20 protein-coding genes are annotated in these 25068 nt (G+C 43.7%); 8 read left to right on the top strand and 12 right to left on the bottom strand.

The features are described from left to right. Positions 1-51 precede the first annotated feature (51 nt). From ABD128_RS10365 to ABD128_RS10405, 9 genes are all read right to left on the bottom strand, one after another. Positions 52-882: an SPOR domain-containing protein gene (locus tag ABD128_RS10365; RefSeq protein ID WP_343989917.1), complete on the bottom strand. Its 831-nt coding sequence runs from the start codon at positions 880-882 to the stop codon at positions 52-54. After that, positions 873-2189 carry a bifunctional folylpolyglutamate synthase/dihydrofolate synthase gene (locus ABD128_RS10370; RefSeq protein ID WP_343989920.1) on the bottom strand — a complete coding sequence of 439 codons (1317 nt, stop codon included), beginning with the start codon at positions 2187-2189 and terminating at the stop codon, positions 873-875. Before ABD128_RS10370 ends, ABD128_RS10365 begins: the two co-directional genes overlap by 10 nt. 24 nt (positions 2190-2213) lie before the next feature. After that, a complete protein-coding gene (gene accD / locus ABD128_RS10375; RefSeq protein ID WP_343989923.1) occupies positions 2214-3077 on the bottom strand; it encodes an acetyl-CoA carboxylase, carboxyltransferase subunit beta in 864 nt (287 codons plus the stop codon). Between the two features lie 116 nt (positions 3078-3193). After that, the gene (truA, locus tag ABD128_RS10380) at positions 3194-3982 is read right to left on the bottom strand and encodes a tRNA pseudouridine(38-40) synthase TruA (protein WP_343989926.1); all 789 of its coding nucleotides are present in this window, start codon (positions 3980-3982) and stop codon (positions 3194-3196) included. 98 nt (positions 3983-4080) lie between these two features. Continuing rightward, positions 4081-6435: a motility hub landmark protein FimV gene (locus tag ABD128_RS10385; protein WP_343989928.1), complete on the bottom strand. Its 2355-nt coding sequence runs from the start codon at positions 6433-6435 to the stop codon at positions 4081-4083. Positions 6436-6687: 252 nt separating this feature from the next. Continuing rightward, positions 6688-7707 carry an aspartate-semialdehyde dehydrogenase gene (locus ABD128_RS10390; RefSeq protein WP_343989931.1) on the bottom strand — a complete coding sequence of 340 codons (1020 nt, stop codon included), beginning with the start codon at positions 7705-7707 and terminating at the stop codon, positions 6688-6690. 75 nt (positions 7708-7782) lie between these two features. Further along, positions 7783-8106, bottom strand: coding sequence for a hypothetical protein (locus ABD128_RS10395; RefSeq protein ID WP_343989933.1), 324 nt, complete (start codon positions 8104-8106; stop codon positions 7783-7785). 58 nt (positions 8107-8164) lie between these two features. Next, entirely contained in the window at positions 8165-10858 is a 2694-nt protein-coding gene (gene pepN / locus ABD128_RS10400) for an aminopeptidase N (protein ID WP_343989936.1), read from the bottom strand. Between the two features lie 116 nt (positions 10859-10974). Continuing rightward, positions 10975-11322 (bottom strand): hypothetical protein, encoded by a 348-nt coding sequence (locus ABD128_RS10405; protein ID WP_343989939.1) that lies wholly within the window; start codon positions 11320-11322, stop codon positions 10975-10977. A 26-nt stretch (positions 11323-11348) separates the two neighbouring features. Between ABD128_RS10405 and ABD128_RS10410 the strand changes: the two genes are divergently transcribed. Further along, positions 11349-11933 (top strand): hypothetical protein, encoded by a 585-nt coding sequence (locus tag ABD128_RS10410; RefSeq protein ID WP_343989942.1) that lies wholly within the window; start codon positions 11349-11351, stop codon positions 11931-11933. 282 nt (positions 11934-12215) lie between these two features. Here ABD128_RS10410 and ABD128_RS10415 read toward each other — a convergent pair whose 3' ends face one another. Continuing rightward, on the bottom strand, positions 12216-13646 hold the full coding sequence (locus tag ABD128_RS10415; protein WP_343989945.1) for an amidohydrolase family protein: 1431 nt from the start codon (positions 13644-13646) through the stop codon (positions 12216-12218). Positions 13647-14173: 527 nt separating this feature from the next. On the opposite strand from ABD128_RS10415, the gene pdhA reads away from it, so the two are divergent. The 3 genes from pdhA to ABD128_RS10430 are packed head-to-tail and all read left to right on the top strand — an operon-like array spanning position 14174 to position 17948. Continuing rightward, positions 14174-15250, top strand: a complete 1077-nt coding sequence (gene pdhA / locus ABD128_RS10420; RefSeq protein ID WP_343989948.1) for a pyruvate dehydrogenase (acetyl-transferring) E1 component subunit alpha — start codon at positions 14174-14176, stop codon at positions 15248-15250. Beyond that, positions 15250-16230, top strand: a complete 981-nt coding sequence (locus ABD128_RS10425; protein ID WP_343989951.1) for an alpha-ketoacid dehydrogenase subunit beta — start codon at positions 15250-15252, stop codon at positions 16228-16230. Before pdhA ends, ABD128_RS10425 begins: the two co-directional genes overlap by 1 nt. Continuing rightward, the gene (locus ABD128_RS10430; protein ID WP_343989954.1) at positions 16227-17948 is read left to right on the top strand and encodes a 2-oxo acid dehydrogenase subunit E2; all 1722 of its coding nucleotides are present in this window, start codon (positions 16227-16229) and stop codon (positions 17946-17948) included. The genes ABD128_RS10425 and ABD128_RS10430 overlap by 4 nt, the downstream gene beginning before the upstream one ends. A gap of 95 nt (positions 17949-18043) precedes the next feature. Here the strand turns inward: ABD128_RS10430 and ABD128_RS10435 are convergent, their stop codons facing one another. Continuing rightward, positions 18044-18334, bottom strand: coding sequence for a hypothetical protein (locus ABD128_RS10435; RefSeq protein WP_343989957.1), 291 nt, complete (start codon positions 18332-18334; stop codon positions 18044-18046). A gap of 103 nt (positions 18335-18437) precedes the next feature. On the opposite strand from ABD128_RS10435, the gene ABD128_RS10440 reads away from it, so the two are divergent. The 4 genes from ABD128_RS10440 to ABD128_RS10455 all read left to right on the top strand — a co-directional run bounded on the left by ABD128_RS10440 (position 18438) and on the right by ABD128_RS10455 (position 24239). Continuing rightward, positions 18438-20552 (top strand): prolyl oligopeptidase family serine peptidase, encoded by a 2115-nt coding sequence (locus ABD128_RS10440; protein WP_343989960.1) that lies wholly within the window; start codon positions 18438-18440, stop codon positions 20550-20552. Between the two features lie 362 nt (positions 20553-20914). Next, complete coding sequence (gene proB, locus ABD128_RS10445) at positions 20915-21742, top strand: glutamate 5-kinase (protein ID WP_343989963.1); 828 nt, start codon at positions 20915-20917, stop codon at positions 21740-21742. Positions 21743-22123: 381 nt separating this feature from the next. Continuing rightward, complete coding sequence (gene proB / locus ABD128_RS10450) at positions 22124-22933, top strand: glutamate 5-kinase (protein ID WP_343989966.1); 810 nt, start codon at positions 22124-22126, stop codon at positions 22931-22933. A 19-nt stretch (positions 22934-22952) separates the two neighbouring features. Then, the gene (locus ABD128_RS10455; RefSeq protein WP_343989969.1) at positions 22953-24239 is read left to right on the top strand and encodes a glutamate-5-semialdehyde dehydrogenase; all 1287 of its coding nucleotides are present in this window, start codon (positions 22953-22955) and stop codon (positions 24237-24239) included. Positions 24240-24394: 155 nt separating this feature from the next. On the opposite strand, the gene ABD128_RS10460 is transcribed toward ABD128_RS10455, so the two are convergent. Further along, positions 24395-24823, bottom strand: coding sequence for a hypothetical protein (locus ABD128_RS10460; RefSeq protein WP_343989972.1), 429 nt, complete (start codon positions 24821-24823; stop codon positions 24395-24397). Positions 24824-25068: the final 245 nt, after the last annotated feature.

Below are 25068 nucleotides of genomic sequence, written 5' to 3' on the forward strand. Positions count from 1 at the left end.
GAGCATGACGCTCAGCGGAATAAGCGATTTGAGGTTTGTCGATCCTGGGCATTAGTGCCCCTGGGGATCGAATTGTAGTACTTTTACCGCAGAGCCAACAATATCTTCTAAGGGTTTGACCCTAGACTCAGCTGCTGACTTATCTGGATAAGGGCCAACATACACTCTCGAATATTTGCCTGCATCTCTTTGGTAAGCCCGATACCCCTTGTTTCTGAGCTCTGACACTAAAGCTGTTGCATTTTCTTTATTTGAGAATGAGCCTATCTGGATGACCCAGGCAGTCTCTTCAAAGGATGTTTTTTTATTGCCGGTATCAACTGCTTGAGTTTTCTGAGGGTTATTCTTTGAAGTCAAAGTTGTAGAATTCTTCGAAGCTTTGGAGCCAGAAGTCTTAGCAACGGTAGTCTTTGGTTCTGATTGCTTAGTTTTATCGGCCGATTCAGTAGCATTAGAAGTCTTGCTCTGAGAGTCGTCGGCAATAGCAGCCGGTGTGGCTGGTTCAACCGCCTTAATCGCAGGCTTATCGTGACTTTTTGCAGTGGTTTCATCCAAGCCTGACTCAACCTTCAAAGGATCCGGCTTTTCAGACTCCGAATCATTGCCACCATTTTCCGCTACATTTTTTGCATGTTGTGATGGCTTTTTAATAGCTTTAACGGGCTCGTCTTCATCCAAATCTATAGTCAAAGAGCCGGATTGTGCGGAACTTGATTGTTCGGCAGAATCACTAACGTTATTTTGTAGCACCGAGTCGGTCGGAATTTGGCTTTCTATATCTTGACGGTATTTCTCACTATCAAGAATCATAGGGAGGAAAAAAACTGCTAAGGCTAAAATGACACAAGCACCGACTAAACGATGTTTAAGCTTTATATCCACGCAAAACCTTCTTTGTTCCAATACTCAACGAAAAGTCCAACCGTTACGAATGAGCCAAAGACCACTAAAGCATCCGCATCGGATAGACTCGGGCTTTGTTGACTGGACTCGTTAAATTCTTCTAATGAAGCATAACACTTAACGTTATTTTGCGACAGTTGAGGTAGGCTTTGCAACAGTTCGCTAGCTTTTTTACCCCGAGGTTCAGGTAAATCAATCAGGTTCCACTGGTCAACGTGCGTCATTAGTTCCAAGCAACTGTCTGTATCTTTATCTTTTAGCATGCCACACAAAGCAATAATGCGTGTTATCCCCTTCTCTTTTAACTGGGCTAGCTTAGAGTTCAGCAATCTTGCGGAATCAGGGTTATGTGCCACATCAATAATTATCAAAGGATTGTTTGATAACTTTTGGAAACGCCCCATAACGGAAAGCGTTTCAAAGGCTTTATAAGTCGCAGCATACGAAATTTCTTTATTTAGTAGCTCCTGAAAGCAATATCCGAAGGCAGTTAATGCTGCTGCTAAGTTTTGTAAATACAGGTCATTCAGTGGTAACTCATAGAAATCGATAGCAAGAGCTGTAGAAGTGTAGCTCCAATACTTTGCATCAACCCTTGTTTTATAATCACGATCTGCAAGCCACGGGATCGCTCCTACTGACTCACAAGGTGGCATTAATAGCGCCTCAGTATCTTTGTCGGCAATTATCAATGGCTTGCCTCTACGCGCTACTCCAGCCTTTTCCACCGCAATTTGTCCAAGGTCGCTGCCGAGCCAGTCCTCATGGTCTAAACCAATCGAAGTAACCACTGCAACATCACAGTCAATAATATTAACGGCATCCAAACGCCCTCCCAACCCCACCTCAAGAACTATGAGATCTACGTTCTGCTGCTTAAAGATCCATAGCGCAACGAGAGTTGTAAACTCAAAGTAAGTAAGCTGGGTATCTTGCTTGGCCTGATACACGGCTTTGAAGCCGGCACAGATAAGTTCATCGTGGCAGTTTTCGCCATTGATTTTGATGCGCTCATTAAAGGCAATAAGGTGGGGCGATGTGTAGCTAGCAACAGAGAGCTTATGGCTTATAGCTAAGGACTCTACAGCAGCAACCGTTGAGCCTTTACCATTAGTACCTGCCACGGTAATAACCTTTGCTGATGGATTGGAAAGATCCATAGCGGCAGCAACACTTGATGCTCGCTCTAATCCAAGCTCAATGTTATGAATCGAGTGGGCTTGCTCTAACCAAGCAAGCCACTGATTAAGATGTGAAAACTCTAAAGGATTGTCAGTAGTTGACAAGGATTAAAATCTCGTTGGAATCATTTAAGCTGCAGGCTGTTCAACTTTTAACATTTTAGCAGCTAAAGAAGATACTTTATCACGCATATCGCGACGATCGACGATCATATCAATAGCACCATGCTCAAGCCAAAACTCACTTAAACGGAAACCTTCTGGAAGCTTTTCACGAATAGTTTGCTCAATGACGCGTTGACCTGCGAAGCCGATTAAAGCTTTAGGCTCAGCGATATGAATATCACCTAGCATAGCTAAACTTGCAGTGACACCGCCCATAGTCGGATCGGTTAGCACTGTAATGTATGGCAAGCCGTGCTCTGACAGCTTTGCTAACACTGCACTGGTTTTAGCCATTTGCATTAATGAGACCAATGCCTCTTGCATTCGAGCGCCGCCACTAGCCGTAAAGCAAACAAAAGCTGCACGCTTTTCGATAGCCTTATTCACAGCACGGACAAACTTCTCGCCCACTACCGAGCCCATTGAGCCACCCATAAACTCAAAGTTGAAGGCGCAAGCTACAACAGGTACACCCTTTACAGTGCCTTCGAAAGCTAACAAAGCATCGTTTTCTTTGGTTTTTTTCTGGGCGCTTGAAATACGATCTTTATATTTTTTAGAATCGCGGAACTTCAGCATATCCACTGGTTTCATATCAGGAGCGATTTCTTTACGGCCATCCTTATCCAAGAACAACTCCAGACGCTGACGTGCCGTCAGACGCATATGACCACTGCACTTAGGGCAGACCGCCTGGTTGCGCTCAACCTCTGCATAATACAATACAGATTCGCAGTTTTTACATTTACTCCATACGCCTTCTGGTATGGATTTCTTACGTTCACCGTTTGGGTTACGTTTTGGTAATAATCGTTCTAACCAGCTCATAATATTTTTAAGTTCGTTTTGGGGTCTAAGACCCTAGCCAATTTAAGTCGTTGCATTGTAACAGGTTTCACCCTAAACGGAACAGAGTTCTGGTAGAACCACTTAGCATAAACAACTTAAGATACACCAAGAAAAACTGGTCCAAGGGAATGCTGTGGAAGACCAAAGTTCTCAGGATAGTCTACGTCTACAAGGTATAAACCATTAGGGCTTGCAGTAGCAGGCGCTAATGTCCGATCCTTAGCATCTATCAGATCTTTCACCCACTCAGGCGACTTTAATCCCCGACCGACGGTTATAAGGGCTCCTGCAATATTTCTGACCATGTGGTGTAAAAAAGCATTCGCTTTTATATCAATTACTACAAACTCACCAATTCGAGTAACTTTGAGGTGCTCAATAAACCTAAAAGATGTTCTTGATTGGCAACTAGCCGCTTGAAATGATGAAAAATCTTGCTCGCCGGGGAAAAACTGACAGGCCACATTCATAGCCACATCGTCCAAATGTTGACGACACCAGGTTAAACCATGATTTAATATGGCTGGGCGCGCATGAGTATTAGCGATGATATAACGATAACGACGTGCTGTGGCGCTAAACCGTGCATGAAAATCGTCGCTAACTTGGTGTGCCCAACGCACAGCGATCGAATCTGGTAACTGTGTATTTGCGCCCATGGTCCAAGCTTTCAATGGCCGTTCGTTATCTATCTCAAAACTCACAACCTGCCCAGTGGCGTGAACACCTGTATCAGTACGACCTGCACAGTTTACTTGAACATCTTGATCAGCGATCTTACTCAACACTTGTTCAAGGGTTTGCTGTACGGAAACAGCATGAGATTGCCTTTGCCAGCCATGATACTGACTACCATCATATTCGATTCCTAACGCAAACTTCATGCTTAACTCGACTCACTGTTGATAAATAAAGACTTTCTTATCTCTTACGAACAAAAACACCGGGGAAAACCCGGTGTTTTAAAGGGCAGACAATTATTTTACATGCTTGATAAAAGTTTGTCTGCTTCTTCACGCTGAGAGCTATTACCTTCAGATTTTATCTCTTCCAGAATGTCTCTTGCCGCCTCGTCATCACCTAGTTCCATGTAGGCTTTCGCTAAATCAAACTTAGTAGCCGCATCGCTGTCGCTTAAGCCTGATTCGTCATCAGTATTAAATTCATCAGTGACATCGCTAGTGACGCTCTCATCTTCTTGTGTGACAAGCTCTTCGTCGTCTTGAGAGTCAGTGAATTCAATAGAGCCGTCGTGCGTAGGAGTATTATCCGATGCTGTTTCAACAACTTGCTTATCGAAGTCCTCTAAGTCTAAATCTAGACCATTGTCATCACTTACAGTATCAACGTCGACGTCTTTGCCCGATAGCTCATCACTAAGATCTAGCTCCACAGGGTCGGAGTTCTCATCGCCGAAAATATCGTCTTCACTTGGCAAACGTAATTCGTCTGAGCCAGAATCCATTTGCAGACTATTATCTTCCGGTGTTACAAGACTAGTTAAACTCGCAACCTTAAGACCTAATGCGGAGTCGTGATCAAAGTCTTCAGGCAACTCTTTCTTGAGTTGGAAAAACTGCTCAGTTTTCTGTTGGCTCGCAACAACTTCCATAAGCTTGACACGGACTTCTTGATTACTTGGCTCAGCCGCTAGTGCGTCTTCTAACACAGTCTCCGCTTCTTCTAGCTTACCTCTGGCAATTAAGATATCAGCAGCACTAATCGCATCAACTTTCTCCTTCGGGGCTTGCATGCCATCGTCACCGATGAATGACTCACGTCTTTTCTTTGGCTTGGTTTCTTTAGCAGCAGTCATCATACCTAGTAACCCACCATCATCTTCAACTTCTTGGCTATTGCGACGATATACAATACCACCACCGATAAGAAGTACTAAAATTAAGCCACCGCCGGTGTACAACCAAAAGTTTTCAGCTTCATAAAAAGGCTCTTCTGAGTCCCGTAAACTATTTCTACTTTCAACTTGGTCAGCAGTAGAGCTCGCAACATCAGCCTTCGACTTAGTATCGTTATCATCAGTTTCACTAACAGCAAACCCATCACTGTTGCCGTCTGAATAGTCTTCAGTCGATAGTGAGTCTTCGGCTATATTCGTTGCTGGTTCATTGATTGCAACTTGATCCGTTTCTTCAGCAGCATCAGCAGCTCCGGATAAAACTGAAAGTGTTTCGTCTTCGACAGCAAAGCCATCTTCGGTAGCGGTATCGCTTGTAGCAAGATCTGAACCGAACTCCGAGGTGGTATCGCCATTGTTCGATTGAGTATCGTCAATAGAGTCTTCTGAGAGCGCTAAATCTTTTGTCGCCTCATCATCCAAAGTACTACCGCCAGAATCTTCTAGCGACCCTTCGTCAACGCTTGCTATGCTTAAGCGCCCACCCTGCTCTACTGTTTGCTCCTCGGCTGTTTCGTCTACCGATTTTCTAACATCTAAGGGCGCATCTGCATTTATAGTTGAATTGCGTATTGAGTTTACAGCAGCAGTCTGAGAAACATCACTGATAGTGCTTCGCTCAGGAACCGCAAGAGTTGCACCCGCTTTTAAGCGGTTAATATCGTTATTAATAAATGCGTCTGGATTATTATGGAATATCGCCATCAGTGTTTGCTGAACGGATGCATCTTTTGGTCGAACAGCTTTGGCAATACTCCAAAGTGTTTGCCCTCGCTCAACAGTCCAGCTGTCATCAGTAAAATCTGGAGTTGCAGCTAACTGACGAGAAACCTCTGAAACTTCAGTTTTTGGCTCTTGCTTTGTTTCTTGCTGAGCCTTAGGCTGACTTTCATTTTTAGTTACAGTTTCAGGGCTTGAATCTACTTTGCGCTCTACCTGCTGAGGCGCTGTTGGTTTTTTGGTGACAGTAGCTTGGCTTGGCGAGCTTGGCATTGAAGAAAGCTTTGGGGCAACAGTGGCTTTAGAGAATACAGGAGGGTCTAGTAGCAAGGTATATTCACGCATTAAACGACCCTGCGCCCAGTTTAATTCAATAAGGAAGTTAATGAAGGGTTCTTTTATTGGCTCACGACTTTCGACAACAATTGCTTTTGAGCCGTCGTTCTTGGTAATTATTTTAAAGAATAATGTGTTGTGGTATGCCTCACGTTGCACACCGAATTTGTTGTACGCATCATAAGAAGCTAATTTTGCACGCAAATCATCTTCACTAACGTTGTTAGAAGATAGAAGCGTAATTTCAGCTTTTAGTGGTTGATTTAACCCCGATTCAGCATCGATTTTGCCAAGCCCTAATGACAATGCTGATGGGCTGATTAACGCTGCGGTTACAGCAACTGTAGCAGCCAACTTACGAAACATAACTTTCCCCTCATTGATAAATAGTCGATAACCCTTCCCAAGACACCGACCTAAATGTCTCAATTAAAACCAGCGAACTTATCACAGTACATACGGAAATCAGTAAGATAGGAAGTTTTATCTGCTCCGTTTTGATAAGTGCTTCACAAAAACAGAGCAGAACTCTCCAAAGGCTTCCTAATACGGACAAAATTCAGAGCCATATTTAAGAATGTACTTTAACTTTTCACTCGTTAGGTACTAATTTTGCTACTATAAATAACTTTTTACAAGTATCTCTGCAATTTGCACTGAATTTAATGCCGCGCCTTTACGCACATTGTCCGACACAATCCACAGCGCAAGACCATTTTCCATTCCCACATCTTCACGAATTCGGCTGACAAACACATCATTTTTGCCGCTCGCGTGAGTCACTGGTGTGGCGTAATCAAGTTGAATCATATCGTCAACAACAGTCACACCCTCTGCATTACTCAATAGCTCTTTCGCCTGAACCGCAGCCAATGGCGCGCGCAACTTAACATGAACCGCTTCAGAATGGCCATAAAACACAGGAACACGAACAGCTGTAGGGCTAACAGAAATGCTATCATCTTCAAAAATCTTGTTAGTTTCCCACACCATTTTCATTTCTTCTTTGGTGTAGCCGTTGTCCTGCATATCATCAATATTTGGTAAGACGTTAAAAGCAATCTGCTTATCGTATACTTTTGCCGTTGCTTCGCGTCCATTTAATAGCTCTGCCGTTTGCTTGGCTAATTCTTCAACCGCTTTCTGACCTGATCCCGATACTGCTTGATAAGTACAAACATTAATATGTTCAATGCCGACCGCGTCTTGAATCGGCTTTAAAGCCACCAACATCTGCATGGTCGAACAGTTTGGATTCGCGATAATGCCACGGTTTGTATAATCGGCAATACGCTCTGGATTAACCTCAGTGACCACTAACGGAATATCGTCGTCATAACGGTACTCCGACGTATTATCGATAACGATACAGCCAGCCTCTACCGCTCTTGGTACATATTCACGAGATACAGAGCCACCAGCTGAAAATAGAGCCACATCAACTTGTGAAAAATCAAACTCATCAATATTCTGTACCATGGTCGACTTACCATTAAACATCAACCTTTCGCCCGCAGAACGCTCGCTAGCCACCAGATACAAGTTATCTACTGGGAACTTTCGCTCTTCTAAAATTTCACGAATTGTGCCGCCAACTGCGCCAGTGGCGCCAACAATTGCTACGTTTGCCTTTTCCAATGAATCACTCCTATAAAAGACACGTTAAACTATTAAACCGACTATTTAAAATCGATGCTGCTAGTATCTGTTAATCTATCGACGTTTATTGAACATCATCCACAAACGAATCACGATATAGCCAAAGAAACCAGCAGCGATTAAATACAAAGCAACCCTATCCCAAAATTCCGGATCTTCGCCAACTGGGAAGAATTTCAATAAAAAGCCCGCGGCAAAAGCAATAACTGCTATGAAAGAAGCTGATTGCCAACGACGGTTTTGTTTTAGCTTTTGGATGTGTGCTGCACGCTCAAGCTGCTCTTCGGTGCTCCCCTTCAATCGAGCCCCACAGTGAGTACAGGTTTCTGCTTTACTTGAAATTCTCTTGTTACAAACAATGCACTGAATAATTGCCATAATATAATCTCTATTAAATCATCTCTTTGATTAAACTACTCACCGCTTGGCGTTAGCCTTACTTTAATGCTTTGCTGGCGATCTCGAAAACGTCTTTCGACAACTCAGGCATCGACAAGATAACCTCTAATTGCTGTCGCATCTTTTGTTGACGCTCGCTATCAAACTTTCGCCAGCGGTTAAAAGCCCCCGTCAATCGCGCCGAAACCTGAGGGTTTATTGCGTAAAGCGACTTAATCTGACGAGCCAAATATTCATAACCACGCCCGTCTGCGCGGTGAAACTGCCTTGGGTTAGCGCTGGTAAAGGCGCCAATCAGTGAGCGTACCTTATTCGGATTCTTCAACTCAAACGATGGATGATCCAGTAATGACTCAATCCTGTCAATGGTTTCATCAGACGGGTCGGTCGCCATAATGGATAACCATTTATTAATGACCAACTCTTCACTCTGCCACTTTTGATAAAAGTCTTCAGCCACTTTTAGCTTCTGCTCATAATTCGAATGCACAATTAGCTGTAGCGCAATGCTGGCGTCAGTCATGTTATTAGCAGTTTCTAACTGTTTTAACGCCAACTGATAGGCACTATCTTTTTCGAGCGTCATTAGATAGCCCAGGCAGGTTCCACACAGAGCACGCTTCGACACTGACTCTTTGTCCTGCTCATAGTCACCCAGATGACGATTAGTCTGATAATGTAACAACCAGTCCAGTTCAAGCTTTTCGGCTAGTTGTTTCTTAAGGAAATCACGGGCTGTAATTAAGTGATCAATATTGATTGAGTTGGTTTGCTCAAGCAGTGTACTGACGCCAGGTATAGTCAAAGCCAACGACTTAAACTGCCCATCTAAAGAATTATCATCTAATAGATTTTTGGTGGCGCTTACAACCGAATCATCGAATCTTAGCGTTCCTCCCTTTTCTTGCTGCTCACACAAGTCGAAGATGACGCGACTGAATAACTCTTGTCCCGCCTGCCAGCGATTGAATGAATCTGAATCATTGGCAAAGAGGAAAATCAACTCTTTAAGTGAATAGTCGTAGTGCAACTTCACTGGCGCCGAAAAGCCGCGCAAAATCGAAGGAATCACGTTTCTAGGGACATCATCAAAAGTAACCGACTGCTGAGCGGACTTTAAGTGAACAATGTCTCCCTCAACTCGAGCATCACTGTCCGTTAATGACACAGGCTTAAGTTCAATGTCCTTACCAAGCGTATCTATAAGCCCGACTTTCACAGGAATATGAAACGGCTCTTTGTCTTCTTGGCCTGGTGTTGGGCGACACGATTGTGTAAAACTCAAAGTTAATTGACGCTTATCCGCATCATAATTGCTTGAAACGGTTACCTCTGGCGTGCCCGCCTGCGAATACCAACGTCTAAACTGCTGAAGATCATAGCCGTTAGCATCTTCCATAGCGCGCACAAAATCTTCGCAGGTCACAGCCTGCCCATCATGACGCTCGAAATATACGTCCAAACCACGTTTGAAACCATCGCGACCTAATAGGGTCTGATACATTCGAATGACTTCCGCACCTTTGTTGTAGACCGTCACCGTATAAAAGTTATTCATCTCGATATAAGAATCAGGGCGGATCGGATGCGCCATTGGGCCAGCGTCCTCTGCAAACTGATGGGAGCGAATCACCTTTACATCTTCGATGCGTTTTACACCGTGATCAGTCTGATCGGCGGTAAACTCTTGATCGCGGAAAACCGTTAAACCTTCTTTTAAACTTAATTGAAACCAGTCGCGACAGGTTACGCGGTTGCCTGTCCAATTGTGAAAGTATTCATGTCCAATAACCGCTTCAACATCAATAAAGTCGGTGTCCGTAGCCGTGTCAGGACTGGCTAAAACGTATTTGGTATTAAATATGTTAAGGCCCTTGTTCTCCATGGCCCCCATATTGAAGTCACCAACAGCGACGATCATGTAAGTATCGAGATCATACTCTAAACCAAACACCTCCTCGTCCCACTTCATCGCCTTCTTAAGCGATTCCATTGCATGGTGGCATTGATCTAACTTGCCTTTATCGACATAAATCTCAAGGCGAACTTCGCGCCCAGTCATCGTCGTAAAACTACTGGTTAGCAAATCATAGTCGCCGGCACACAAAGCAAATAAATAACTCGGCTTCTTAAAAGGATCTTCCCACACCGCATAGTGCTTGCCACCTTCAATCTCACCATGCTCGATACGATTACCGTTCGACAGTAAGTGTGGGAACTTGTCAGCAACAGCTTCAATGCGGACTTTAAAAGTACTCATCACATCAGGGCGATCCGGATAAAACGTAATCTTGCGGAAACCTTGCGCTTCACACTGTGTACAATACTTACCGCTCGATAGGTACAGGCCCTCTAAGCTGGTGTTGGTATCTGGTGATATTTTGACCTTGGTGGTTAAAGTAAATCGCTCTGGAACGTTTAAAACCTCTAAACCATCTTCAATCAAACGGTATTCTGACTGATCTAACTCTTTATCATCAATAGCAATCGATAATAACTCTAAATCCACACCATCCAAACACAAAGGTGCCTGATTATCAGCATCAGCCTTGCGCTGAATCGTTAGCGTCGTATCAACTATCGTCGCGTTCGGCGCTAGATCAAACGCCAAGTAAACATCCTTAATATCGTAAGGATACGGCTTATAGTCACTACGGTAATGGACTTGAACGCCCTGCTGCGACTTTGTATTGCTAGACGCGCTGTCTTGATGATTACTGCTATCGCTCATGGTGTAGTCGTTTTAACCTTTTGCTTTGAATGGATTGAATATAAGGACTGATTGTAGCAATCCTAGTCCAAATTCGATATAACAGAGCGCAAGAAAGAAATAAGAAGTTAATGGACTCACAAACCATGTGCCGATGCGCAGAACTGCCTAACGTTTTTGTAGGCAACGATGAAAATAACCCCTTTGGCGAAACCCTCACCGAACTCGAGTGGGCACCGCAACGCTGGGCAACGCTCAACCAATGCCCCGACTGCCAACAACTGTGGCACATCGACATCGCCAAACAAAACGACATCGGCGTCTGCGCCAAAATAGCCAGCCGACAAGACTGGCAACAACTCGACACCACCAACCTCAAAATCCAGCTCATGGTCCAAAACCACGGCGGCATCACCAACGACACCTGCCAATGGAAACAATGCAACCAACTCTGCGTCAAAGGCCTCGCCTTCTGCCCCAGTCATGCTTATTTTGAGATGGATATAAAGCAATGATTCAAAAACTAACCATTCTGATAAGTACGTTTTTTGTACTCTCTTGTACCGCAACTAAAGAACCTACTAACATAGAGTTTGAACCAATGTATGTTTCTGCTGAGGGAGGAGTTATTTGGTTTCAAAATGCAGGAAAGCCTGACATGGTTGTTTGCTCAGGACATACGTGCATAGATTTAGGACAAACTTTTTGTGATGACAAGTACTATTACTGTCTTAACAGCCCATCTTTGCAATTAAAAATACCCAAAAACTTACAAAAATATCTACCTAAAGTAGTAACTCAGGACTTCGGAACAGAAAATACTTGGAGTGATAGAAAAAATAGATATGAGGTGGTTCCCTTTGGAAGTGGAAGGGTAATTTATTCACACTCTAAATACCTTTCAAGTATTAATATTCTAGGCAAAAGCTATTCAGCTTACCTGATACTCGTATTCGACCTAGAAGAAGAAAAATACACTGACTCTATTTTATACTCACCTAAACGAGGGGTGATTGCCATTTCAGTTGATAACGAAAAGCAATCTTTTTGGTTGCAGGGAAATTGTGGATACTTAGCGAATCTCAGTTGCAAATAGCAATCTAGGTTGAGCTGTGTTTACGATGCCCAACAGTAAAGGCACTGGATACCGCGGTCGAGCCGCGGGATGACGCGCCAACTTTAGGCCTCACTACGTTCAGCGCAAACCTACAACTCTTTTATATTAAAAATATCTTCGTGGTCATTGCGAGCGATATGGCAATGGCGCATGGCAATCTGTAACCATGAGATTACTGCAACGCATTAGTATACTCCTCGTAATGACGGACTAGGTCAAGGAGATGAGTTATAAAACTGCATACACCATCAAGCCGTCTATCTATTGCTCCCGAATTTTGCTCCAGATAAATTTATCTTTGCCGATATTTTCAGCGTTTTTCTTTTCGAGTTTATCCAGCATCTGCTCAATCTCAGACTGATCTATCCAGCGGCCATTAAACATCGTACCTGAGATCGACTTGGTATTACGGATGTCTTCTAAAGGGTTAGCGTCTAATAAGACGAGATCAGCAAGCTTTCCCTCTTCTATCGTTCCGACTTTATCATCGATTTCTAGCCACGCTGCGGCAAGTCTAGTGGCTGCGGCCAGCGCTTCTTCTGTGGTTAACCCAGCATCTACCAACAATGCCAACTCGTCATGAAGTGAATAGCCCCACACAATCCCCGATGTTCCTGCATCCGTTCCTGCAACCATAGGAACACCCGCTTCTTTAAACGCTTTAACTAACTTAACGTGAAACTCAACTAGCGAGTCGTAATAAGCAACACGCTTTGAGTTAGTGCCTTTGTTATACTGATTAGAGGTGAGCCACTTATCCTGCATCAATGGATGTACATATTTAAAACTTGGGAGGTTACGCACTGCATCTAGTGAACGTCCTTGTGCGGCAATTCTAACTAAGTTTGATAAGTTCGGTATAACCCAAGTTCTATTTGCTTTAGTCAACTTCGCGATTTTTTCGGCTGACTCATCGGTAAACTCATCCGTTTGTTTAGAAAACTCCTCTGCATGCGCGACCAAATCAAAGTGTGGCACGAAGGCCTCTTCGACTTTGCCAGAAAAAGCATTGGGGATATGACCTACTACTTTCATCCCCTGTTTACTCGCCTCATCAATGATCGCTTTATAAGTTTCAACGTTTAAACGCGAATAAACTTTTATAAACTCGTAACCATCTCCTTTAGCGGTTCGAACAGCTTGTCTTCCTTCGAGGGGCGTTGTCGCGACTCTATTAGCTTCACTGCCATCAATTAATGCAGCTAGCGCGATCCGAGGGCCAATGACATCACCTTTAATGATATCATTTCTCTGCCCGAAGTGTTCTACCCTGCCGCTTAATTCAAATGCAGTAGTCACGCCATTAGCAACATATAACAGCATAATATCTTGTGTATCAAAGAAGATGGACGCACCTTTGGTTGGATAGTTACTCCCGATATTAGCGTCAGCAAGATTATGCACATGCATATCTATCAGCCCAGGAATAAGCCACTTGCCTTGCCCATCAATAATCATCGCACCAACAGGTAATTCTGCCCCAATATATGAAATTTGATTATCAACAATCACGACATTGGTGTTTAAAATGGTCTGATTATCTTCAGTCATCGGAATTATGTTAACGTTGTTTATAACAATCGTTTTACTCTGCGCAGGTATCTTTACCTGAGGTGGCACCTGTAAGCCACTGCACCCTGAAACCAAACCAAATACCGAACATATAAATACTAATAATTTTAAGTTCTTCATTATCACTCTTTAGTGAAAATCATTGCCAAATAGCACTATAGGGGGCTCAGATAATATTTTATACAATGTTTTAATTTCAAATTGTAAGATTTAATTTATTGTCACTATCATACGAATACACACTCATACGGATTTTAGTGCTCCTCGTAATAGCATAAGCTGTATAAAAGTTAATTATGTATGCACAAATTAGATCAAATCTTCAATACCCACATTAATCAAACCGCCACACAACTTTAATATCAAATTGATAGACTTAGACAGTTCCAAGAGGTACGACCTCAAGCCATTGCGATTAGTTTTGCTAATCAGTTGCGTGATTGCTTAAAATATAACTAGTGTAAGTTTACGTTAACGTAAATCTGACTATACAAATTCGCTAAAAATACGTACAATCGGCCTCGCTAAATATTAGATTGAACCTTAGGGGACTTGTTAGATTTAGATAATAACTCTTTGAAATCTAATAACTTTCAATACAAATGATTAATCATTTATAGCCCCCTTCACCAAAGGAGAATGTAGCCTTGACGACTACAACAGTTGCTTCTTTCGAGATTAAGTATCATCAATATCTTGATGCAAATGGCAAACCTACGAAAGATATTCCAGAGTTTGCTAAAGACATGAACATTATGCGTGAGCTTTATCGTGACATGTACAAATTACGTGTATTCGATGCCAAAGCTTATGCATTACAACGTACTGGTAAAATGGGTACCTACCCTGCCTCTTTAGGTCAGGAAGCTATCGGTATCGGTTACGGCGACGTAATGACACAGGAAGACGTGTTGATCCCGTACTACCGTTCAACAGGCGGCCTACTTAAGCATGGCGTGACCATGGAAGAAATTTTGCTCTACTGGGGCGGCGACGAAGCTGGCTCTAACTATTCAGTAGCAAAAGAAGATTTCCCGATCTGTGTACCAATTGCTAACCAAATTATTCATGCATCAGGTGTTGCTAAAGCGATTCAAATGCGTAAGCAGAAACGTGCCGTTGTGACTGAAATTGGCGAAGGTGGTACTTCTGAGGGTGATTTCTATGAAGGTATCAACGTTGCTGGCGTTTGGAATCTTGGTGTTGTGTTCTTTATTAACAATAACCAATGGGCAATCTCTGTTCCTACAGATATCCAAACGGCTTGTGAAACTTACGCACAAAAAGCTATCGCAGCGGGTGTTGAAGGTATTCAGGTCGACGGTAACGATATCGTAGCGGTTCGTGAAGTTTCTAACTATGCCTTAGAAAAAGCGCGTAACGGCGGCGGTCCTACAGTAATCGAAGCGATTACTTATCGCTTATGTGACCACACTACTGCGGATGATGCGTCGCGTTATGACGATCCAAAAGTTAAAGAAGAAGCTTGGGATAACGAGCCAATGATTCGTTTACGCAAGTATCTTGAAGACAACAAAGCTTGGTCTGATAAAGACGAAGAAGAAATGAAAGAAAAGACTGCTAAAGAAGTTGATGCTGCGGTGAAAGCTTATGAAGCTGCTCCGAAGCCAACTCCTGAAATGATGTTCGACAATCTTTATGCAGAACTTCCAGAAATAACCAAGCCTCAGCGTGAAGCGGCTATCAAAAGAGGTGCAAAATAATGGCGGCGATTACTTTAATTGAAGCTGTAAATGCAGCGATGGCCTATGAGCTGGATAATGATCCGGATGTGGTATTGTTCGGTGAAGACGTTGGTAAAAACGGCGGTGTATTCCGTGCCACTGATGGCTTACAAAAGAAGTTCGGTAAAGAGCGCGTTATCGATACGCCACTAGCTGAGTCGATGATTGCTGGTTTAGCGGTAGGTATGGCAGCACAAGGCATGAAGCCGATTGCAGAAATGCAGTTCATGGGCTTTATCTTCCCCGCGGTTGACCAAATCTTCTGCCACGCTGCACGCTTACGTCACCGTACTCGTGGTCGTATTACTCAGCCAATGGTTATTCGCGCACCTTATGGTGGCGGTATCCACGCGCCTGAGCACCACTCTGAGTCAACTGAAGCATTGTTCTCACACATTCCAGGCTTGAAGGTTGTAATCCCTTCAAACCCTTCTCGTGCTTACGGCTTAATGCTTGCAGCAATCCGTGACCCAGATCCAGTGATCTTCCTAGAGCCAAAACGTGTTTACCGCATTGTTAAGCACGAAGTTGAAGATAATGGCGAAGAATACCCATTAGAAGCGTGTTTCGTTGACCGCGAAGGTAGCGACATCACGTTAATTTCTTGGGGCGCGATGATGCATGAAACACTACAAGCCGCTGAGAAATTAGCTGCTGAAGGTATTGATGCAGAAGTTATCGACGTTGCAACAGTTAGCCCAATCGACATGGACACGATTTTAGAGTCAGTCGAGAAAACTGGTCGTGCTTGTATCATTCAAGAAGCGCCGAAATCAGGCTCTGTCGGCTCAGAAATTGCCGCGGAAATTGCTGAGAAAGGCATCTTGAATCTACTGGCGCCAATCGGTCGCGTTTCAGGCTACGACACAGTTATGCCATACTATCGTTTAGAAAAACAATATATGCCAACCGTCGACCGTATTCTTGACGAAGTGCGTACGATTATGGAGTACAAATGAAACAGTTCAATTTACCCGATTTAGGCGAAGGTTTACCGGATGCGGAAATCGTTCGTTGGTTAGTTAAAGAAGGCGATACCGTAACTGTTGATCAACCGATGGTTGAAATGGAAACTGCTAAGGCTGTGGTCGAAGTACCCTCGCCTTACGCTGGTCGTATCGCAAAATTGCATGGCCAAGAAGGCGATGTGATTAATACTGGTGATTTACTGGTAAGCTTTGGCGACGGTGCTGTTGCTGAAGATGACGCTTCTGACGAAGCTCCTGCAGAACAAAGCGCTCCAGAGCAGAGCTCTGAAGCTTCTTCTGATGATGTCGTAGGCGATACATTCTTACTACCAGATCTTGGCGAAGGTTTGCCCGATGCGGAAATCGTTCGCTGGTTGGTTAAAGAAGGCGATACGGTCACTGTCGATCAGCCAATCGTTGAGATGGAAACCGCTAAAGCCGTAGTAGAAGTCCCTTCACCATTCGCGGCTAAAGTGACAAAGTTTTACGGCCAGCCTGGTGATGTTATCAACACCGGCGATCCGTTAATTGAGTTTGGTGGTTCTGGCTCGAATAAAGCAGCGCCTAAGAAAGAAGCTGGCGAAGAGAAACGCGCAGACAGCGGTACAGTTGTAGGTGCGGTTGAAGTTGGCAACAACGTTGTCGCTGAGACTACTAACTCAGTGGTTAAGGCGCTTGCTCGTAAGCTTAAAGTTGACCTGACTCAAGTTACAGGAACTGGTAAAGACGGTGCAATTACGCAGAAAGACGTGCGTGAAGCAGCGAAAAACGGTACTGGTTCTGCTAAAGCTGAAGCTGCTCCTGTGGCACAGCAAGAGTCTGGATTTGATACGAGCAATCCGCTAGCTTATAAAGCATCACCAGCAGTTCGTGCTCTAGCGCGTAAACTGGGTGTTGATTTAGGCAATTGCCAAGCTTCGGGCCGCAAGGGTTCAATTACTCGTGATGATGTTGAAAATGCTTCTAAAGGCGCTTCGGCTCCAGCAGCTAGTCAACCAGCACAGTCAAAGGCCAGCTCTTCTACAAGCTCGACACCTTCAAGCACTGGCGGTTTACCAACGATTAACGTCGAAGTTAAACCTGAAACAGTTCGTGGGGTACGTCGTGCGATGGCGATGGGCATGGCACACTCACACTCAACAGTCGTTCCGACTACGTTGGTTGAAGATGTGGATATTTCAGCATGGCCAAAAGGTACTGACTCACTAGCTCGATATGTGCGTGCCTTGGTTACAGCTGCTAAAGCTGTGCCGGCGGTTAACGCATGGTTCGACGGTGAGAAGTTTGAACGTCTACTGCACCCTAACGTTAACGTTGGTATCGCGGTAGACTCAGGCGACGGCTTATACGTTCCAGTGGTTCATAACGCTGATCGCATGAGCATGACTGACGTTCGTGGCCGTGTACAAGAGTTACGTCAAAAGATTGAAACCAAATCGTTGAAACAGGACGATCAGCAAAACGCTACGATCACCCTGTCTAACTTTGGTTCGATTGCAGGCCGTTACGGCACACCAGTAGTATCGCCACCACAGGTCGCGATTTTAGGTACTGGTCGATTCCGTAACGAATTGAAGCTAACCGATAAAGGCATCACTAACGCAAAAATGTTGCCGCTATCGCTAACCTTCGACCACCGCGCTTGTACTGGCGGCGAAGCTGCTCGCTTCTTAGCAGCTGTTATGGAAGACCTACAAAAAGCTCAGTAACTCTATAGTTTCTAGCTTTAAAGAAAGCGCAATGACCTAATCAGTCCTTGCGCTTTTTTCTTTTCTTTCCCGCAATAATGCAAACTTACCAGACATTAACTGCCCTCTGTGATTACCACACCACCATTATAAACCGGATACATAATTAGGCTGGCGACTAACGAAAACACAAAGCACATAATAATGGCGGGCAGTAATTGCAAAATAGAGTTCGTCATAGTGGCATTTGAACTAAGAAACTCTACTGTCGAATAAATAAAAACGGTATAAAGTATCGGAAAGCCAATACAAACAAATAAGGCTACTTTCATGTAGCTTTTGAAGTCTAACTGTACCCTTGCCTGGTTAACATAGTGCTCTTCTATTATTTTTCTTTGATAAGACAACTTTTCGCTCCTCCCTGTAATATTTCAAAACATTTCAATCCTAGCGCAAGCCTCTCCCCTTTGCTATTCTCAGTCGGTTAATAAATAAAAATGGAGTCATTATATGAACAAAAGACTGATTTCGAGCCTAGTAATTGGTTCGGTTGCGTCTATCGGAGTTATGGCACAAAGCATGGCGAAAGAAACTAAAAATACGCAAAACGTTGATGATCCTTATATCTGGTTAGAAGATGTTGGTGGCGAAAAGGCCTTAGAGTGGGTCGAGAAGCAGAATGACAAGTCACTGAGCTATCTAAAATCTAAACCTCTTTACAAAGAACTTTATGAGAAAAATCTTGAGGTTTACAACTCAGACGAGCGAATTCCGTACGTCGGCCAGATGGGTGACTACTTCTATAACTTCTGGCGTGACGACGAGAACCCTCGTGGCTTATGGCGTCGCACGACTTTAGAAGAATATAAAAAAGAAAGCCCTAAGTGGGAAATTATTCTTAACTTGGATGAGCTTGCGGAAAAAGAAGGCGAAAACTGGGTTTATAAAGGTTCGAACTGTTTATACCCTACTTATAATCGCTGCTTGATTAACCTGTCTCGTGGTGGCGCTGACGCTACTGTGGTTCGTGAATTTGATATTGAATCTAAAAGCTTTGTTAAAGACGGTTTTCAATTACCTGAAGCAAAAAGCAACCTAAGCTGGATCGATAAAGACACGGTTTATGTAGGCACTGATTTCGGCGACGGTAGTATGACCGACTCAGGTTACCCTCGTGTAACCAAACTTTGGAAGCGTGGCGAGCCACTCGAAATAGCGCAAACCATCTTTGAGGGTAACAAAACTGACGTTTCAGTTGGCGCCTATGTTTCGCACGACGGCGATGAGAAATACAAAATTGTTTATCAAGGCCTCGATTTTTACTCGCGCGAGTATTACCTCGTTACAGACAAGGGCTTAGTCAAGCTAGATCGCCCTATCGACAGTTCAATCAGCGGCATTATCAAAGGCCAATTATTGCTAGAGCTTAAATCCGACTGGACCATTGGCGACAAGACCTACAAGCAAGCATCGTTGCTTTCAATCGATATCGATGATTTTGTGGCAGGCAAAAAGAACTTTACCGAAGTATTAGTTCCAGATGCACATACGTCTATCGCTGGCGTATCGAGCACCAAGGACCATGTGTTAATCACGACCTTAAAAGATGTGAGCAGCGAGTTATACCGTTACACCTTTAAAGATGGCAAGTGGACAAACGAAAAAGTCGACATGCCTGAACTGGGTACTTTATCAGTAACTGGCACTAGCGATGAGCACAATAACTTTTTCATCAACTACCAGAACTTCTTAACGCCAAGCAGTTTGTACTATTTTGATGATGCTAAAGACTCTGCGAGCGTTCTTAAGAGCTTACCTGCGTTCTTCGATGCATCGCCGTACAAGGTTGAGCAGAAGTTTGCCAAGGCCGAAGATGGTACGCAAATTCCTTACTTCTTAGTGATGGCGAAAGATACCGAGCTTAACGGTAAAAACCCAACATTGCTGTATGGCTATGGTGGCTTTGAAGTATCACTTCGCCCTAGTTATTCAGCGACTATCGGTATTGATTGGCTCGAGCAAGGCGGTGTTTACGCACTAGCTAATATTCGTGGTGGCGGTGAGTATGGCCCAGCTTGGCACCAAGCAGCGCTTAAGAAAAACCGTCATATTGCCTTCACAGACTTTATCACGGTTGCTGAAGACTTAATTGAACGCAAAATTACCGACAATAAGCATCTAGGTATTCGTGGTGGTAGTAACGGCGGTCTTCTAGTTGGCACCGTTGCAACAATGCGTCCAGACCTTTATGAAGCGGTCGTTTGCCAAGTTCCTTTACTTGATATGAAACGTTTCAACCAGTTATTAGCTGGCGCAAGCTGGATGGGCGAGTACGGTAACCCAGATAATGAAGACGAGTGGAACTACATTAAGAGCTATTCGCCTTATCACAACGTCCACAAAGACGTAGATTATCCAAAAATCTTCTTCACTACATCGACTCGAGATGATCGCGTACACCCTGCCCACGCGCGTAAGATGGTAGCTAAGATGATGGAACAAGGCCATGACCTACTCTATTATGAAAACACAGAAGGTGGCCACGGCGGTGCGGCCAATAACGAGCAGTCAGCAAAGTTAAATGCTTTAATTTACACCTACTTAGTTGACCAGTTAATGGACTAAACCTTTGCTATCCTTTGTCACTCTTGCTCTGGCAGGAGTGACAAACCTCCCAATTAAACACATTCCTAAAAACTTTTTATTGCCTTTACTATAAATTTATCGCATATTTGTGCCATGAATTTATTTTGTAGTGCTCACAGACCTTCAATCACTGCCCTTCCCGGTCAGCCCATACCCTTTTCTTTGAAAGAGGTAGGTTTGCGCACCCAAAATATTAATCACTTCGCAGTTCCAAAAAGTACAAGTAACACTTAACTGACGCAGTAGATAAATACCAAAAGCCCGCAAGCCTAGCTTCGCGGGCTTTTTTTATGCCATGAATTTAAAACTTTATTAATACGCCAAACACAGCAGGAACATCCATGGACAGCTTTAACTTTAATCAATATCAGAATATCGTAATCAAGGTAGGATCATCTCTTATCGCACCTGACGGTCGCTCCTGCTCGACCCAATACTGCCTCCCCCTTGCCAGCTTTATTAAAAAGTGCCAACACCTAGACAAAACCGTAACATTAGTAAGCTCAGGAGCTGTTGCCGCTGGTGTAAACACATTAAAAATCGACCATAGCGAGCTTACACTTGCCAAAAAGCAAGCTTGTGCCGCAGTCGGTCAAGCAAAGCTGATTAACCACTGGCAGCGTTTCTTTGACAATCATGTTGCGCAATTGCTTTTAACCGCCGACGATATAAAACACCCAAAACGTCACCAGAACGCTCGAAAAACAATAGAACAGCTACATCAATACGCAATTCTGCCAATCGTTAACGAAAACGACACAGTGGCGACTGCGGAGTTACAGTTCGGTGACAACGATAATCTGGCAGCGCAAGTCGCCACGTTAATCGACGCAGACTTACTGATTATCTGTAGCGATGTCGATGGCGTTTATAACGACAATCCACATCAAAACCCACAGGCAGAACTTATTCCTTATATAGAACAAATTTCCGATAAAACTTTAGCTTTAGGGAAACCGACTCATAACGCCCAAGCAACCGGAGGTATGGTGACCAAACTTGGAGCAGCGCAGTTTGCTTCGAAAGCAGGTATCAACACGATCATCTGTAACGGTAAGTCTGAAGCCTACACATCTTTATTAGAGCACAAAATAACTGGCACCTTTATCAGCTCAAATAAGCCATATAAGCAACAAAACCAGTCAAACATTAATATTATTAATGGGTAGCATAAGCCACTGTTATTCAAAGAGATTTTTAAAATTCTGTGAAATCGCTGAGTTTATACGCTATTAGGAGATAGTATGAGTAAATCCAAACCAACATACCCCCCAGTTATATGGGCTTTTAAGCGCTAGTAGACGCTCAGAGCGCCTCTCAGATTTTTTCGGAGTCAAATTTGACATAAGGATCTGTATGTTAATAATGCAAACCGTGCTTAACATTAATCGACTCGACAAACCGACACATTCCACGGCAGGCATATCAAGCCAGCCAAGTCGCTTGTTAGCGATTAGAAAACAAGCCACGCGCTTGGGTAACGTGTTCTAGCACGCCACGTCACTTTTAACACATCATTAATTAATCCTTTAAAAAAGAAAGGTCATTTCATGCTCGAACATATTGAATTTGGTAATTACAACAACATCGTCGTTAAAGTTGGTTCAGCGCTAATCGCGCCAGACGGTCACTCCTGCTCAGCAGAATACTGTCTTCCAATCGCACACTTTGTAAGAAAGTGTCGCAAAGCAGGCAAGCAAGTCACCCTAGTTTCATCAGGTGCCGTTGCTGCAGGTTTCAACCTATTAAAGCCAGACTACGACAAATTAACTCGTAAAGAAAAGCAGCCGCTAGCTGCAGTCGGTCAATCCATGGTGGTTGCGCACTGGCAACGTTTCTTTGACGATGTTGTAGCCCAGGTATTACTAACTTCAGCAGACATCAAAAACCCTGAGCGCGCGCAAAATGCACGCAACACATTTAAGACACTTGAAGAACTTGGCGCCCTGCCGATTGTTAATGAAAACGATACGGTAGCGACGGAAGAACTTACGGTTGGTGACAACGATAACCTCGTTGCACAAGTAGCAAAACTGACCGATGCCGATCTACTGATTATTTGTAGTGACATCGATGGCGTTTATGACGACAACCCAAAAGTTAACCCTGACGCCGAGTTAGTGAATCAATTTGAAGGAATTAGCGAAGAAGCACTGGCTATGGGTAAGCAAAGCACTAGCGCACAAGGCACTGGCGGTATGCGTACCAAACTTAAAGCTGCTAAGTTCGCCTCGGACAACGGTATTGATACGATTATTTGTAACGGTACAAACGAAAGTTACATGCGTTTATTCAATAACCAAAACCCAGGCACATTAGTACACAGCACAGTTAACAAAGCCAAGTCAAAAGTCGCTTAGGAGATTTTTAGGAGTAATTATGAACATGAAAGAGAATTCATTTGAAGACACTGAGAAGCAAGAGCTTTATAATTTAACGCTACGCGCTAAAGAAGCCGCGAAAACTCTTGCCACACTTTCTAGTAGCCAAAAGAATGACGTGCTAGCTGCGATGGCAAAACAGCTGAAGTCCAACCAAGCACAAATTCTTGAAGCGAACAAAAAAGATATTGAGTACGCCAAAGAAAACGATTTATCGGACGCTATGGTTGACCGCCTTCTTCTAGACGAAGAGCGTGTCGACGGCATGGTTAGCGCACTGCATAACGTTATGAACCTTGCTGATCCAGTCGGTGAAATGAGCCAAAGCTCTCTTCGCCCGAACGGTATCCGCGTCGCTAAAATGCGCATCCCACTAGGCGTTGTGCTGATGATTTATGAAGCACGTCCGAACGTAGCGGTAGAAGCTGCGGCGTTAACGCTAAAATCAGGTAACGTGGTTATTCTACGCGGTGGTAAAGAAGCATGGAACTCGAACAATGCCATCATCGACTGCTGGCACCAAGCAATTGAATCGTGTGGTTTCAGTAAAGAAATGGTTTGCATCGTACCTTCGCAAAGCCACTCAGCCGTGAATCACCTACTCCAGTTCCGTGACACGGTTGATTTAGTAATCCCTCGTGGTGGCGAGCGCTTGATTCAAGCGGTAACGGATAACAGTAAGATCCCAGTGATTCAGCACTTTAAAGGCGTGTGCCATTTATACGTCGACAAGTTTGCCGACTTAGACAAAGCTGAGAAGTTACTAAAAGACGGTAAGACATCGCGTCCAGGCGTCTGTAACTCGTTAGAAAGCTTAGTCATACACAAAGACATCGCAGACGAATTCCTTAAGCGTGTGAAGGCTCTAGGCAACGAATTTGGTATTCAGTTCAAAGCTGATAAAGACTCAGCTAGCAAGCTTGATAACGCAGAAGTTGCAAGCCCTGAAGACTACCATAACGAATACTTAAGCTTGGCCATGAGCGTGAAGCAAGTAGACAGCTACGAAGCGGCTATTGCACACATTCAAGATCACAGCTCAAGTCACACAGAAGTTATCGTTACAAAAGACATCGATCGTGGTAACGAATTCGTAAAACGCATCAACTCGTCTGTTGTGATGGTAAACGCTTCATCACGCTTCTCAGACGGTGGCGAACTAGGCTTAGGCGCAGAAATTGGTATTTCAACCAGTAAACTACATGCCTACGGACCAATGGGCTTAGTCCAGCTAACAACTGAAAAATACGTTGTCACTGGCCAAGGCCAAGCAAAACACTATTAATAATAAGCATAATGAACAAGAATAAGCTTACTATTATAAGAAAAGCGTTCGAGCAATAGGGTTCTACCAAGCCCTATACTCAAAGCCGCGGGTTCATCCCCGCGGCTTTTTTAATTGATGAAGCATAAAAAGAACCAAGCTTACTAACTGACTGGTTACATATTTTCTAACACACGCAACTCATGTCTTTGTTCATCAATAATTTCTCTAAATTCACTTAAGTTTTCTTCTTCAACAAGAATCCAGGTCTTATTTTTATTAACCTTAAGTTTAAATGGAATATTACGATTTTGTAGCTCTGTAATGACAGCCTCATGAAGCCCTGGCATACCTAAATAAGTATACCCAGCAGGAAATTGCTCAAGGCTAATTTCTCTCATCGTCTTATTCACAAGCCCCATATCGACTCTACTGCAATTAATTTTATCCTTTTTAAGCTCACAGTTCGCACCACGCTCTTTGAGCTCTTTCAAGACTATTATTGGCTCATAGTTTCCGAGCAAGTCTACTTGATAAGTTTCAACATCACTTTTACATGCAGACAGCATTAACATTAAAGATATTAAAGAATAGTTTTTATTCATTCTAGACCTAATGAAAAGTTAACTTTACCAACATACAGATGATTAACTTAGCCTAACCCACCAAAATAACAAGTTCCACCATTAGGTTACAACTTCGTCTAACTCACCCTACACGCTTAGATTAAGCTAAGCTCAAAGCCAACAGGCATGCCCTGTCTCCCCTTAAAGTTACCGAGCGAAGAAAAGTTATAGCGTAATTTGGGCAAGGATAGCCCAAATTAGCCAAAACGAGACAGGACGTCGAG

The sequence above is a fragment of the Kangiella japonica genome (assembly GCF_039523535.1).
Classification (GTDB): Bacteria; Pseudomonadota; Gammaproteobacteria; order Enterobacterales; family Kangiellaceae; genus Kangiella; species Kangiella japonica.